This window comes from Agromyces sp. SYSU T00194 (assembly GCF_040496035.1).
Taxonomy (GTDB): Bacteria; Actinomycetota; Actinomycetes; order Actinomycetales; family Microbacteriaceae; genus Agromyces; species Agromyces chitinivorans.
On sequence record NZ_JBEPJZ010000002.1, the window covers coordinates 499,079 to 512,161 of the forward strand.

Sequence of the window (13,083 nt, forward strand, 5' to 3'; positions counted from 1 at the left end):
GGGCTCCCGCGTCAGCGCCACCAGTCGTCGAACATCGAGACCGGCACCTGCCGCTTGTGCTCGGTCTGCAGGTAGCGCGCCTCGATGAGCTCGGCCGTGCCCGCGTCGATCTCCTCGCCCTCGAGGAATGCGTCCAGGTCGGCGTAGGTCAGCCCGAGGTTCGCCTCGTCGGCCTGCCCCGGGTCGCCGTCGAGCAGGTCGGCCGTCGGGGTCTTGAGGTAGATGCGCTCGGGCGCACCCAGGTGGGCGAGCACCGCGCGGCCCTGGCGCTTGGTGAGGCCGGTGAGCGGCAGGATGTCGGCGCCGCCGTCGCCGTACTTCGTGAAGAATCCGGTGACGGCCTCCGCCGCGTGGTCGGTGCCGACCACGAGCATGGCGTCCTCGCCCGCGATCGCGTACTGCGCGACCATGCGTGCACGCGCCTTGATGTTGCCCTTGCCGTGGTCGCTGAGCGGCGCGCCCGCGGCATCGCCGTACTCGGCCGTGAGGCCGTCGACGCCGCGCTGGATGTTGAAGGTCAGCTGCTCCTGCGGCTGGATCCACTCGAGGGCGAACGCGGCGTCGTCCTCGTCGTGCTGCACCGCGTACGGCAGGCGCACCGCGACGAACCGCGCAGCCGTGCCCTCCTCGAGCAACTCGGCCACGGCCAGCCGGCACAGCCGGCCCGCGAGGGCCGAGTCCTGCCCGCCGCTGATACCGAGCACGAACCCGTGCGCGCCGGTCGCGCGCAGGTACTCCTTGAGGAAGTCGACCCGCGCGCGCACCTCTGCGGCCGGTTCGATAGCGGACTTCACGTTCAGCTCTGCGATGATCCTCGCCTGCAGTTCGCGCATGGGACGAGGCTAGCGCCGCCGTGTTACCGGGAGGAAACGCACGGCGCGTGGCATCCGCTCCCGCTCCGATGGCATCATCGATGCCGAGGGCCCGGCCGGGCCCGCCGCCCGGGGGGATGCACGCCATGGAGATCACCGTCGCCAACCTCGTGATCATCGTCGCGATCGGCGTGGTCGCGCCGCTCGTCGCCCGGCTCATCGGCACCTGGCTGGCCATCCCCGTCGTGGTCTTCGAGATCGTGCTCGGCATCGTCGCGGGCCCCGACGTCCTCGGCTGGGTGACGATCGACGAGCACACCGACCTCATCGCCAACTTCGGGCTGGCAATGCTCTTCTTCCTGGCGGGGTCGGAGATCGACTTCCGCAAGATCCGCGGGCGCCCCTCGCGCACCGCCCTGGCCGGGTGGCTCGTCTCGCTCGGCGCGGCGCTCGGGCTGAGCTTCCTCATCGCCCAGCACCCCGGCGCGGCGGTGTTCATCGCGATCGCGCTGACCTCGACGGCGCTCGGCACGATCCTGCCGATGCTGCGCGACGCGGGCGACCTGCGCAGCCCGTTCGGCATCGCCGTGACCGCGGTCGGCGCGGTGGGCGAGTTCGCACCGCTCATCGCCATCTCGATCTTCCTCTCGGGCCGCACGCCGCTGCAGGGCTCCCTCGTGCTGCTCGGCTTCGCCGTCGTGGCAGGGCTCGCCATCTGGGGCGCCTCCCGCGGCGTGGGTGCGGAGTTCGAGCGGCTCGTGCGCGCATCGCTGCACACCAGCGGGCAGTTCGCGGTGCGGCTGTTCATGGTGGTGACGCTCGCCCTCGTGGGCGTCAGCATCGCACTGGGACTCGACATGCTGCTCGGCGCCTTCACCGCGGGCGTGCTCTACCGACTCCTCATCAACGGCCTCGGCGAGCACGAGTCGGAGGTCATCGAGTCGAAGCTCGAGGCCGTCGCGTTCGGCGTCTTCGTGCCGGTCTTCTTCATCTACACCGGCGTCACGTTCGATGTCGAGGCCCTCCTCTCCTCCCCCCGGTCGCTCGCGCTGCTGCCCGTGTTCCTGCTCGCGCTGCTCCTGCTGCGCGGGCTGCCGAGCCTGCTCTCGCTCCCGCGCGGGTCGAACTGGCTCGACCGCGGCGCCATGGCGTTGTACGGCGCGACCGGACTGCCGATCATCGTGGCGGTCACGGCGATCGGCGTCGACCAGGGCGACCTCGGCACCGACGTGGCGGCCGCGCTCGTCGGCGCGGGCATGCTGTCGGTGCTGATCTTCCCGCTCGTGGCGCTGGCCCTGCGGCGGCGGTCGTCGGATGCCCCGACGACCGGCCCCGACGACGTCGACGTGCCGATCGTGGCCTGAGCCCGTCGGCCGCGCCCCGCGGCGTCTCCCGACCGGGTGCGGGCGGACCGGAGCGGCTCGCCCGGTAGGCTGGTCGGCACCGGCCCCCGTAGCTCAGCGGATAGAGCAGCAGCCTTCTAATCTGTCGGTCGCAGGTTCGAGTCCTGCCGGGGGCACCGCATCGGCGCGGCGCGGTGTACGTCGGGCGAACGGTCGGGGAACGTTCGCGATCCGGCGCCGCCCGGTCACCGTCACGTCACCGTCGCGCGCGACCATGACGACGTGGACACGCACAGCTGGCACCGGTACGTCGCCATCGGGGACTCGCTCACGGAGGGCCTCGGCGATCCGGCGGGACCACGGGGCGACGACCGCTGGCACGGCTGGGCCGACCGGCTCGCCGTGATCCTCGACGGTCACGCGCGCCTCGCGGGCGAGCGGTTCGACTTCGGCAACCTCGCCGTGCGCGGCAGCAGGGTCGCGGATGCCGCGCGCGACCAGGTCCCCCGCGCGATCGACGTCGGCGCCGACCTCGTCTCGGTCATGATCGGCGGGAACGACCTGATGAGCCCGGCCGCCGACCCGGACCAGGTGGCCGAGGCCCTGGAATCCGTCGTCGCCCGGCTGCGCGCCTCCGGAGCGACGGTGCTGCTCGCGAACTGCTTCGATCCGCAGTTCGCGTTCTTCCTCCGCCCGTTCCGTGGCCGCGCCGCGGTGTTCAACGCGCACGTCTGGACGATCGCCCGACGCCACGGCGCCGCAGTGCTCGACCTCTGGGGCGCGGCCGAGTTCCGCCGGCAGTCGATGTGGGCCGAGGACCGGGTGCACCTGAGCAGCGAGGGCCACCGGGCGCTCGCGCGCCGCGCGTCGCACGCGCTGGGCGTGCCGTACGCCGAGTCGGCGACTCACGCACGATCGCCGGCCGCGGGCGGGGCGGGGTCGACCCCGTCGCATCCGCCCGACCCGACCCTCTCGCTCCCCCGCTGGTTCGTGGTGCACGCGCTGCCGTGGCTCGGCCGCCGCATGCGGCGCATCTCGAGCGGCGACGGCCGGATGCCGAAGCGCCCGTACCCGGCGCCGATCGCGCACGCCGGGCTCGCCGACGGCGGGCCGCACTAGACTCGGGCCCATGGGAACCTCCGGAGATCGGCTCGTCTGGATCGACTGCGAGATGACGGGCCTCGACCTCGAGGTCGACGAGCTCGTCGAGATCGCGGTGGTCATCACCGACTACGACCTGGAGCCCGTCGACGCGGGGCTCAGCATCGTCATCAAGCCCGATGCATCCGCCCTCGAGCACATGGGCGACTTCGTGCGCAAGATGCACACCGACTCGGGCCTGATCGAGGAGATCCCCGCCGGCAAGAGCGTCGCCGAGGCCGAGTACGAGGTGCTCGAGTACGTGCTCGCGCACGTGCCGGAGGAGCAGAAGGCCCCGCTCGCCGGCAACACCATCGGCACCGACCGCATGTTCCTCGCGAAGTACATGCCGCGCCTCGACGCGCACCTGCACTACCGCAACGTCGACGTGTCGTCGATCAAGGAGCTCGCCCGCCGCTGGTTCCCGCGCGTCTACTTCAACGCACCGGCCAAGAACGGCGGGCACCGGGCGCTCGCCGACATCCTCGAGTCGATCCGCGAGCTGCGGTACTACCGTCGCGCGGTCTTCGTCGCCGACCCCGGCCCCACGAGCGACGAGCTCGGCAAGATCTCGGAGGCCGTCGTGAACGAGTTCACAGCAAAGGTGTAGTAAAGTCGTCGAGTTGCCTCGTTCGACAGCGCGTCGAGCGAGTCCGCATGGTGGGTATAGCTCAGTTGGTAGAGCGCCTGGTTGTGGTCCAGGAGGTCGCGGGTTCAAGCCCCGTTACTCACCCCACTTCTTCCCCTCCCGGCGAGGAGCGCTGATGGCACTCGAGCTCGACGAGGAGGCCTTCGAACAGCTCGTCGTCGACGAGCTCGACGCACTGCCCGACGACATGGTCGACGGGCTCGAGAACGTCGTGTTCGTCGTCGAGGACACCCCCGAGGACGGCTCGCTCGAGCTGCTCGGCCTGTACGAGGGCGTCGCCGTCACCGAGCGCGATCGATACGGCTTCGGCGAGATGCCCGACCGCATCGTCCTCTACCGGCTCGGGCTGCTCGACGCGTGCGACGACCTCGACCAGCTGCGCGACGAGATCCACGTCACGCTGGTGCACGAGATCGCCCATTATTACGGAATCGACGACGAGCGGCTCCACGAGCTCGGTTGGGCCTGATCCTCCGGATACGATCGTCGGGTGATGCCCGGTCCCCTGCGTGCGCTGCTCATCGGCGTCGGCGCGCTCGCCATCATCGGCCTCGGCCTCTACGGCCCGGCGACGCTGCTCGGTCCCCTGCCCGCGGTGGCCGTGCAGGCCGTCGATCCCGGCGCCGAGGCGGCCGGCACCGTCGAGGTGCAGCTGCCCGAGGCGGGCGCCTCCGCGGTCGTCGTGGTCGACCCCGACTCCCCCGAGACCGCGGCCGAGTCGGTCACGCTCGCCGAGGCGGGCATCGAGGAGGCCGTGCCGTTCGCGGGCGTGGCGAAGCTGGTGCTCGCCCTCACGGTGCTCGAGCACAGCCCACTCGCCGCGGGCGAGGCCGGGCCCGACGTGCCCGTGACGCCGGCCGACTACGAGGCGTACGTCGACTACCGCAAGGCGGGCGCCCGCACCGTGCCGACGACGCCGGGCGACACCTGGTCGCTGCGCGACATGCTGCGCGCCGTCGTGCTCGGGTCGAGCAACAACCACGCCGACGGGCTGGCGCGCTGGGCGTTCGGATCGGTCGACGGATACGCCATCGCCGCCACCTCGTGGCTCGCCGAGCACGGGCTCGCCGACACGACCGTCGTCGACGCGACGGGCCTCTCCGACGACAACACCGGCACGGCGGCGGATGCCGCGCGGCTCGCCGCGTTCGTCGCGGTCGAGCCCGCACTGGTCGACATCCTCGCCACCGCCGACGACCGCACCTACGGCGAGCGGACGGTTCCCGACGTCTCGGCGCACCTCGAGTCCGACGGCGTGCGCGGGCTCTCGCGCTCGTTCACCGACCAGGCCGGGCTCTGCTTCGTGTTCCTGACGACGTTCGGGCAGGGCGACGACGTGCGCGTGCTCGCGGGCGCCTTCCTGCGCATGCCCGACTACGACACGCTCGACCCCGCGGTCACGACCGCCATCGAGGAACTGCGCGTCGTCGACGACGAGGTGACGGTGATCACCGCAGGCGACACCTACGCCGTGCTGACGGCGCCGTGGGGCGACCGTGCCGAGGCCGTCGCCGCGAGCGATCGCACGCAACCCGCGTGGAACGACGCGAGTGGCGAGCCCGAGGTCGTGGTCGACCCGTTCAGCACGGGCTCGGCCGGCGACCAGGTCGGGCAGGTGACGGTGCCGACCGCCGACGGAGACGTCACGACCGCACTCGAGCTCGACGCGGCGATCCGCGACCCGGGGCCGATCTGGCGCCTGACCCACCCGGGGCCGATGTTCGACGCCTTCTTCAGCGGCTGACGCCGGTCGGGTGCGGCCGGAGGCTCGGTCGGCTCAGTCGTTCTCGTCGTCGTGCTCGACGGGATCGGAGTCCGTCGCGTCGAACCGGTACCGCACGTGGACCATGCTGCCCACGTCGCGTTCCTCGACCGCGTCGTACCAGAACAGCGACTCGAGGCCGTCGACGGCCGCCATCATGCCCAGTCGGCGCTCGTACTCGCCCTGCACGAGGATCCGCTGCTCCGACTGGCCCTCGAGCGGGCCGTCCAGGAACTCGGCGGTGTAGTGCTCCGATTCTGCCGGTGCGTTCATGTCCCCACCGTAGTCCTCGGGGTCGCCCGGGGGAACGGCCACGCCCCGTCGACCACGAGGTCGGCCCGTGCGCGCGGGGCGGCCGCGCACACGTAGGCGCGCCACTGTCGCTCCCACCGCGCCCAGTGCGGGTCGAACGCGCCCGCGTCGCGTGCGAGCGCACGTCGCCTGCGGGCATCCTCACCCGCCTCGACCCACACCCGCACGACCCGCTCCCGCGCAGGTTCCGAGACCCGTCGAAGACCTGCGCTCTCGGGGCTCAGAACGCAGCATTTCGACGGGTCTGGCACCCGGGCGAGCGGCGGGCGGCCGAACGCGCCGCAGCCCTCGACCAGGAGCGGCACGCCCGGGCGCACGAGGTGGGCCTCGGCGGGGCGGTCGTGCATCCAGTCCCAGCGGCGCCATCGCCCGGCGGCACCGCGGGCCAGCGGCTGCAGGATGCCGCGTCGAACGGCCTCCGAGCCCGCCGCGAGCCCGTCCCAGCCCGGGTAGAGCGCGTCGAGCCGCACGAGCGCCACGCGCTGCGCGCCGACGAGGCCGAGCACCGCGTCGGCGAAGCTCGACTTGCCCGCGCCGCTCGGCCCGTCGACGAGCACGAGCGCGCCGGGGTCCGCCCGCAGCCGCGTCGCCAGCCGACGGGCGGCCACTGCGGGGGCGAGTCGCTCAGCCAAGGACGAAGTTCCAGGTTCCGGATGCCACGGCGACGACCACGCACGCCACCGCGACCAGCAGGCCGACGGCGATGAGCCACACCTCCGCGCCCCCGAAGTGCACGTCGCGGGCGTGCGAACGCGCGGTGTCGGCGCCGAACCCGCGCGCCTCCATCGCGGTCGCGAGCTTCGAGCCGCGCCGGATCGAGAGCACGAGCAGGCCGAAGGCCTGGCCGACGAGCCGAGGCACGATCCAGCGGTCGCCCACGCCGCGTGCGCGCCGGGCGAGCGCGAGTGCCCGCCAGTCGTCGATGAAGAGGCCCACCAGACGCAGCGCGCCGAGTGCGCCGAGCACGAACCGCTCCGGAAGGCGCAGGGTCTGGGAGAGCCCGTCGGCGAAGTCGGTCGGATCGATGGTGAGGAAGAGCACCACAGCGGGCAGCGCGATCGCGACGACGCGCGCGGCCGTCGACAGCCCGATCTGCACCGACCCCTCGGAGACCTGGATCAGGCCCCACTCGAAGTAGACCGTTCCGCCGGTGCGGCCGTAGAGCAGCATGCTGACGCCGGCGAGCGGCCCCGCGACCCACACGACCGCGGTGCGGGCCGAGAAGACGAGCGCCCCGAGCCCGGCCGCCCAGAACAGCGCGACCTCGAGCACGATGGCCGTGCCCGCCGACACCGGGTCGAGCGTGAGCAGCAGGGCGAGGCTGAGCGGCACCGTCGCGGCGACCTTCGCGACGGGGTTGCGACGGCCGACCCAGGTCGTGCCGCCGCGCGCGTCGAGGAGGCTCACGCGCGCACCCCCTCGGGTGCGAGGTCGAGTCGGTGGTCGGCCAGCGCATCGACGACCTGCTCGTCGTGGGTGACCGCGACGAGCGCGTGGCCGTCGTCGCGGAGGCCGCCGAGCATCGTCACGAGCTCCGCCCACGTCGTGGCGTCCTGCCCGAAGGTCGGCTCGTCGAGCACGAGCACGTCCGGGCGCGAGGCGAGCACGGTCGCCACGGAGAGGCGTCGCTTCTGCCCGCCGGAGAGCGTGTACGGGTTGGCCTCGGCGAAGCGGTCGAGCCGCAGGCGCGCGAGCAACTCGTCGACCCGGGTGCGGATCTCGGCGTCGGCCACGCGCTGCGCCCGGGGTCCCACGGCGAGTTCGTCGCGCACGCGTCCGGTGAGGAACTGGTGCTCGGGGTCTTGGAAGACCGTGCCGATGCGGGAGAGCAGCTGCTTCGAGCGCCAGCGGTGCGGCTCGGCTGCGGCGCCGCGGGCGAGGGCGGCGGATGCCTCGAGCCGGCCCTCCACGGGCGCGACCAGCCCCGCGAGGGCGAGGGCGAGCGTCGACTTCCCGATGCCGTTGGGACCGGTCACGCAGGTCGCCCGGCCCGCACGCACCTCGAGGTCCACACCGGACAGCACCGCCGTCGCCGGAGCGCGCCCCACGCCGAGGTCGTCGGCGTCGAGCAATACGGCGCCGCCGGCCTGCGGATCGCGGTCGGGCAGCAGTCGGCGCCCGGGCAGCCAGATGCCGTCGGCGGCCAGTTCGTCGGCGCGCCGCGCGAGCACCTCGCCCGGCGCGCCGTCGGCGACGACCGCTCCGGCGGGGCCGAGCACCACCACGCGGTCGACGACCGGCAGCCAGGCGTCGACGCGGTGCTCCACGACGACGAGCGTGGCGCCCGACTCGCGCGTCACGCGGTCGACGGCGTCGCGCACCTCGCGCACACCCGCGGGATCGAGGTTGGCGGTCGGCTCGTCGAGGAGCAGCAACCCGGGGCGCATCGCGAGCGCGCCGGCGAGGGCGAGCCGCTGCTTCTGCCCGCCGGAGAGGTGCGAGGTCGGGTGGTCGAGCGGCAGGTCGAGCCCGACGGCGTCGAGCGACTCGCGTACGCGCGGCCAGATCTGCTCGCGCGGCACCCCGAGGTTCTCGCAGCCGAACGCGACGTCGTCGCCGACGCGGGCGAGCACGACCTGGGCGTCGGGGTCCTGCAGCACGAGCGCGGCAGTGCCCGCGGCTGCGGGACGTCCGCCCACGAGCAGGCGGCCGCGCGCGTCGCCCTCCTCCTCGCCCCCGAGCACGCCCGCGAGGCCGTGCAGCAGGGTGGACTTGCCGGAGCCGGATGCCCCGAGCAGCAGGACGCGCTCCCCCGGTGCGATCCGCAGCTCGAGCGCGTCAACCGCCCACGACCGGCGGCCCGCGTGCCGCCACCCCCAGCCGTCGGCGACGACCGCGGCGGGGGCGGCGGCGTGGGTGCCTGCGACGGTCACGTCAGTCGGCGACCCGTGCCTCGCGGCCGGCGGCGAACCGGCTGAGGGCCCCGGTCGAGGCGAGGCCGCGCACGGCGAGCCAGGACAGCAGGCCGGCGATGACCGCGCCGCCGACCACCGCGGAGATCGCGTAGATGGTCGCGAACGCGGGTGCGGCTCCGGCGTACCAGAGGACGAGGTCGTTGATCGCCATGGCGAGTCCGGCACCCGCACCCGCGAGGAGGGCGACGGGCAGGTTCCACTTCCGGTAGAGGAACAGCAGGAAGATGAGCTCGGCGCCGAGGCCCTGCACCAGGCCGGCCTCGATGGTGAGGAAGCCGCCCCACTGGCTGCCGATGAGGGCCGACACGACCGCCGCGACGGTCTCGGTGTAGAGCGCCGCGCCGGGCTTGCGGATGATGAGCGCGCCGAGCACGCCGGCGATCAGCCAGACGGCGGCCGGCGCGGCCTGCAGGCCGGGCAGGAGCGCCTCGATCGGCGCGCTGACGCCGTTCCAGGCGAGGCCCCAGGCCCAGAAGACGACGCCGACGGCGACGCCCACGACGCTGGCGACGACGATGTCGACGACGCGCCAGCGGAGCGATCGGGCCGGACGGCCCGTTCCGGTGGAGGGGGTGGTGGACGTGGTTGCGTGCACTGTTCGTGCCCTTTCTCTCGGTGAAAGCGGCACGGGAATGAGAACGTCTCTGCCTCCCTGCGCTGGCATGATCCAGATCAGGTTCGACGGTCGAAGGTTGGAGAACCTTCCTCTCAGCCCGGCTCACCGGACTCCCGTGTTCGAGACGAGTATAGACCCGCGGTCGGGCGGGTCGGCGGATGCTACTTCTTCAGCACCTTGATGATGCGCGCGAGCACGTGGCCGGCGACCCAGACGAACGGGATGCTCACGGCGACGAGCGAGACGACGTTCGGCTCGAAGTGCGTCTCGCCGTCCTTGCCCACGTATGCGCCGACCGGAATGGACAGCCCGCCGCCTCCGCCGCCGCTGCCCTTGCCGCCGCTGCCCGAGCCGGAGCCGGACGCCTCACCCTCGGCGCTGCCCGCGCCGAACCCGTAGTACGCGAGCGCGACGGGGATGAGGGTCGTGCCCTCGATGGTGACGGGATCACCGTAGACGGCCTTGATGCCGGCGTCGCCGGCGGCCTTCGACAGTTCGAGCGCGAGATCAGCCATGGCGGCCACGCTACCCCGCACCGGGCGCGTCGGGCTAGGGCCGAAGGTCGATCGGATGCCCCGGGGCGGGCGGATGCCGCGAAGCCGCCGGTCAGCCGAGGAACGGGTCGACCGCGCCGCGCTGCGGCTCCACGCGGTCGTGCTCGCCGCGTCGCACGAGTGCCGCGGGGCGCACGGCACCGCGGCCGAACCGCTCGGTGAGCCGGTCGACCGTGCGCTCGGCCGCGCGCCAGTCCTCGTCGGGGTCCCAGAGGCTCGCGGCGGCACCGGAGGGGCGCAGCTGCTCGGCACGCACGCCGACCAGGCGCACGCGCTCCCCCACCACGTCGAGCGCGTCGAGCGCGGCGCACACCTCGTCGTAGATGCGCTTCGCCACATCCGTCGGCTCTCCGAGGGTGCGCGATCGGGTCACGGTGCGGAAGTCGGTGTAGCGCAGCTTCAGCACGATCGTGCGACCCAGCAGCCCGGCCCGGCGCAGGCGCACGGCGACGTCCTCCGACTGGCGCAGCAGCACCCGGCGGAGGTCGTCGGGGTCGGTCAGGTCGTGGCGGAACGTCTGCTCGTGGCCGATGCTCTTCTCGACGCGCTCGGTCGACACGTCGCGCGGGTCGACGCCGTGCGACAGGAGGTGCAGCTTGTTGCCGACCGCCGGCCCGACCGCCCGCTCGAGCGCCTCGAGCGGGGTCGCGGCGACGTCGGCGACGGTGCGCAGCCCGAGCCGCGCGAGCGACTCCTCGGTGACGCGCCCGACGCCCCAGAGCGCCGACACCGGCAGCGGGTGCAGGAACGCGAGCGTGCGGTCGGCGGGCACGACGAGCAGCCCGTCGGGCTTGGCGCGGCCGGATGCCACCTTCGCGACGAACTTCGTCGCGGCGACCCCGACCGAGCAGGGCAGCCCGAGCTCCTCGCGCACGCGGGTGCGGATGGTCCAGGCGATCTCGGCGGGCGAGCCGTGCAGGCGGCGTGCGCCCGAGACGTCGAGGAAGGCCTCGTCGATCGAGAGCTTCTCGACGTGCGGCGTGATCTCCTCGAAGATGGCCATGACCTGCTTCGAGACCGCCGCGTAGCGCGGCATGTCGACCGGCACGACCTCGGCGTTCGGGCATTTGCGGAGGGCCAGCGCCATCGACATGGCCGAGTAGACGCCGTACTTGCGGGCCTCATAGCTCGCCGCCGAGACGACGCCGCGCTGGCCTCCGCCGCCCACGATCACGGGCTTGCCCCGGAGCTCGGGACGGCGCAGCAGCTCGACCGACGCGAAGAAGGCGTCCATGTCGACGTGCAGGATGGGCGTGCCGGAGTCGTCGACCGGTCCGGTCGTGACCTGCCGGCCGCTGCCGTCCTGCCTGCTCATGATGCGAGCGTAACGCCGACCGCCGTCGCGATCGGCGCCCGCGCGGTGCTGCGGGTCAGAACCCGAAGTCCCCGCCGAAGTCACCGCCGAAGTCACCGAATCCGCCGCCGTCGCCACCCCAGTCGCCGCCGGACGCGTCGGCCGAGGCATCCGTCGCCCCCGCGTCCGTCGCACCGGCGTCGAAGGCCGACGCGTCGGGCAGGAACGCGTTCGCGATGGCGGAGCCGATGACGAAGCCCGCGATGGTACCGAGCATGGAGCTGCCGAACATCTGCCCGAACGAGGGGCCGTTCGCACCGCGCTCGGCGAAGGTGCGCTCCATGGATCCGGGATCGCGCAGCTCCGATCGCGTGGCCGAGCGGGCCAGGTCGCCGGGCTGCTCGCTCGCGGGTGCGTCGCCCGCCGCCGCCTCCTCGGAGAGGCGCCGGTAGACGAGCCTGCGCTGCTCCGGCGTCAGCTTCGCGAACGCCTCCTGGTGCGCCTGCTCGATCGCCTCGGGCGGTGCGGTGCGCAGCAGGTAGCGGTAGCGCTCGACGGCCAGCTCGTCCTCGGAGAGCTGCCGGTTCCCGGGCGCCCGCGGCGGCGTCGAAGCGGGGTACTGCGGCTCGTCGCGGCCGAGCAGTCGGTCGAGGAATCCCATGTGCGTCTCGCTTCCGTGCGGAGGTGGCTGGACGTGCCAGCCTAGGCAGCGCACCCGCGAGCCGGCTGGGAGGGTGCTCGACGTGCGCCATGCTCCGGCGTGTCGAGCAGAGCCCGCCGGTGGGCGCCCGGACGTGCACCGGTGCTCTAGGCCTCGAGGGCCTCCGCGCACGCCGCCAGCGCGGACTGGAGCCCGGCGACCTGTTCGCTCGAGAGTCCGCCGATCATGCGCGACTCGATCGCGCCGACGACGTCCGCCGCTCGCGCGAGCATCTCGGCGCCCGCCGGGGTCAGCTTCGTCGGCAGCGCCCGCCCCGTCGGCGCGCGCTCGGCGCGAACGATCAGCCCTCGGTGCTCGAGCGCGACCAGCAGCGCGTTCATCGTCTGCCGGGTGACGAAGGCGCCCCTCGCCAGCTCGGAGTTGGAGGCGCCCGGTGTGCGGCTCAGCAGCTCGAGGCAGACGTACTGCGGCGTGGTGAGGCCGAGTGGGCGGAGCTCGCCGTCCATGCGGGCGCGGAGCAGGGACTGCACGTGCTTCAACCGGTACCCCACTAGGGCGCCGAGGTCGGGCTGCTCGAGGGCCATGTCAGTAGCCTGTCATACGGTGATCGGTGTCAGGCTCCTGACATACAGGATGCCCCGAGGAACAGGAGAACCCCATGGCCATCACCGGTCCCGACTTCATCGCCCTGCAGGTCCGCGACCTGGAGCGGTCCGCGACGTTCTACGAGTCCGCCCTCGGGCTGCGCCGCGCTCCGGCCGCGCCCGGCGGCGCGGTCGTGTTCGCCACCGTGCCGGTGCCGTTCGCGGTGCGCGAGCCGCTGCCGGGCGTCGACCTCGACGACGGACGCCCCGGCAACGGCGTCGCACTCTGGCTGGCCGGCCAGGAGGTGCAGTCGCTCCACGACGACCTCGCCGCCGCGGGCACGCCGATCGTGCGTGCGCCCGAGCCGACGCCGTTCGGGCTGGCGTTCACGTTCCAGGACCCGGACGGCTACGCCGTCACCGTGCACGAGCGGGCCTGAG

16 protein-coding genes, 2 tRNA genes and 1 riboswitch are annotated in these 13,083 nt (G+C 73.2%); of the genes, 8 read left to right on the forward strand and 10 right to left on the reverse strand.

All coding sequences use genetic code 11. The features are described from left to right. Positions 1-11: 11 nt before the first annotated feature. The gene (gene nadE, locus ABZK10_RS15135) at positions 12-833 is read right to left on the reverse strand and encodes an NAD(+) synthase (RefSeq protein WP_353810123.1); all 822 of its coding nucleotides are present in this window, start codon (positions 831-833) and stop codon (positions 12-14) included. A gap of 125 nt (positions 834-958) precedes the next feature. On the opposite strand from nadE, the gene ABZK10_RS15140 reads away from it, so the two are divergent. The 7 genes from ABZK10_RS15140 to ABZK10_RS15170 all read left to right on the forward strand — a co-directional run bounded on the left by ABZK10_RS15140 (position 959) and on the right by ABZK10_RS15170 (position 5,688). After that, positions 959-2,176, forward strand: coding sequence for a cation:proton antiporter (locus ABZK10_RS15140; RefSeq protein ID WP_353810124.1), 1,218 nt, complete (start codon positions 959-961; stop codon positions 2,174-2,176). 82 nt (positions 2,177-2,258) lie between these two features. Beyond that, positions 2,259-2,331, forward strand: a tRNA-Arg gene (locus ABZK10_RS15145). Positions 2,332-2,437: 106 nt separating this feature from the next. Further along, entirely contained in the window at positions 2,438-3,274 is an 837-nt protein-coding gene (locus tag ABZK10_RS15150) for an SGNH/GDSL hydrolase family protein (RefSeq protein ID WP_353810125.1), read from the forward strand. Between the two features lie 10 nt (positions 3,275-3,284). Further along, positions 3,285-3,905, forward strand: coding sequence for an oligoribonuclease (gene orn, locus ABZK10_RS15155; RefSeq protein ID WP_353810126.1), 621 nt, complete (start codon positions 3,285-3,287; stop codon positions 3,903-3,905). 50 nt (positions 3,906-3,955) lie between these two features. Next, positions 3,956-4,031, forward strand: a tRNA-His gene (locus tag ABZK10_RS15160). A 28-nt stretch (positions 4,032-4,059) separates the two neighbouring features. After that, a complete protein-coding gene (locus ABZK10_RS15165; RefSeq protein ID WP_353810127.1) occupies positions 4,060-4,413 on the forward strand; it encodes a metallopeptidase family protein in 354 nt (117 codons plus the stop codon). 24 nt (positions 4,414-4,437) lie between these two features. Beyond that, positions 4,438-5,688 (forward strand): D-alanyl-D-alanine carboxypeptidase family protein, encoded by a 1,251-nt coding sequence (locus ABZK10_RS15170; RefSeq protein WP_353810556.1) that lies wholly within the window; start codon positions 4,438-4,440, stop codon positions 5,686-5,688. 33 nt (positions 5,689-5,721) lie between these two features. Here the strand turns inward: ABZK10_RS15170 and ABZK10_RS15175 are convergent, their stop codons facing one another. From ABZK10_RS15175 to ABZK10_RS15215, 9 genes are all read right to left on the reverse strand, one after another. Beyond that, entirely contained in the window at positions 5,722-5,979 is a 258-nt protein-coding gene (locus ABZK10_RS15175) for a hypothetical protein (protein ID WP_353810128.1), read from the reverse strand. Next, positions 5,976-6,650 (reverse strand): nucleoside/nucleotide kinase family protein, encoded by a 675-nt coding sequence (locus tag ABZK10_RS15180; RefSeq protein ID WP_353810129.1) that lies wholly within the window; start codon positions 6,648-6,650, stop codon positions 5,976-5,978. The genes ABZK10_RS15175 and ABZK10_RS15180 overlap by 4 nt, the downstream gene beginning before the upstream one ends. Beyond that, on the reverse strand, positions 6,643-7,425 hold the full coding sequence (locus ABZK10_RS15185) for an energy-coupling factor transporter transmembrane component T family protein (RefSeq protein WP_353810130.1): 783 nt from the start codon (positions 7,423-7,425) through the stop codon (positions 6,643-6,645). The genes ABZK10_RS15180 and ABZK10_RS15185 overlap by 8 nt, the downstream gene beginning before the upstream one ends. Then, positions 7,422-8,891 carry an ABC transporter ATP-binding protein gene (locus ABZK10_RS15190; RefSeq protein WP_353810131.1) on the reverse strand — a complete coding sequence of 490 codons (1,470 nt, stop codon included), beginning with the start codon at positions 8,889-8,891 and terminating at the stop codon, positions 7,422-7,424. The genes ABZK10_RS15185 and ABZK10_RS15190 overlap by 4 nt, the downstream gene beginning before the upstream one ends. Before the next feature lies 1 nt (position 8,892). Continuing rightward, the gene (locus ABZK10_RS15195; RefSeq protein WP_353810132.1) at positions 8,893-9,528 is read right to left on the reverse strand and encodes an ECF transporter S component; all 636 of its coding nucleotides are present in this window, start codon (positions 9,526-9,528) and stop codon (positions 8,893-8,895) included. Between the two features lie 37 nt (positions 9,529-9,565). Then, positions 9,566-9,676, reverse strand: a riboswitch (TPP riboswitch). Between the two features lie 34 nt (positions 9,677-9,710). After that, a complete protein-coding gene (locus ABZK10_RS15200) occupies positions 9,711-10,064 on the reverse strand; it encodes a spore germination protein GerW family protein (RefSeq protein ID WP_353810133.1) in 354 nt (117 codons plus the stop codon). Positions 10,065-10,155: 91 nt separating this feature from the next. Then, the gene (locus tag ABZK10_RS15205; protein WP_353810134.1) at positions 10,156-11,418 is read right to left on the reverse strand and encodes a DNA polymerase IV; all 1,263 of its coding nucleotides are present in this window, start codon (positions 11,416-11,418) and stop codon (positions 10,156-10,158) included. A gap of 55 nt (positions 11,419-11,473) precedes the next feature. Continuing rightward, entirely contained in the window at positions 11,474-12,058 is a 585-nt protein-coding gene (locus ABZK10_RS15210; protein WP_353810135.1) for a hypothetical protein, read from the reverse strand. Positions 12,059-12,204: 146 nt separating this feature from the next. After that, positions 12,205-12,642, reverse strand: coding sequence for a MarR family winged helix-turn-helix transcriptional regulator (locus ABZK10_RS15215; RefSeq protein ID WP_353810136.1), 438 nt, complete (start codon positions 12,640-12,642; stop codon positions 12,205-12,207). Between the two features lie 74 nt (positions 12,643-12,716). Between ABZK10_RS15215 and ABZK10_RS15220 the strand changes: the two genes are divergently transcribed. Next, positions 12,717-13,082 carry a VOC family protein gene (locus ABZK10_RS15220; RefSeq protein WP_353810137.1) on the forward strand — a complete coding sequence of 122 codons (366 nt, stop codon included), beginning with the start codon at positions 12,717-12,719 and terminating at the stop codon, positions 13,080-13,082. Position 13,083 lies beyond the last annotated feature (1 nt).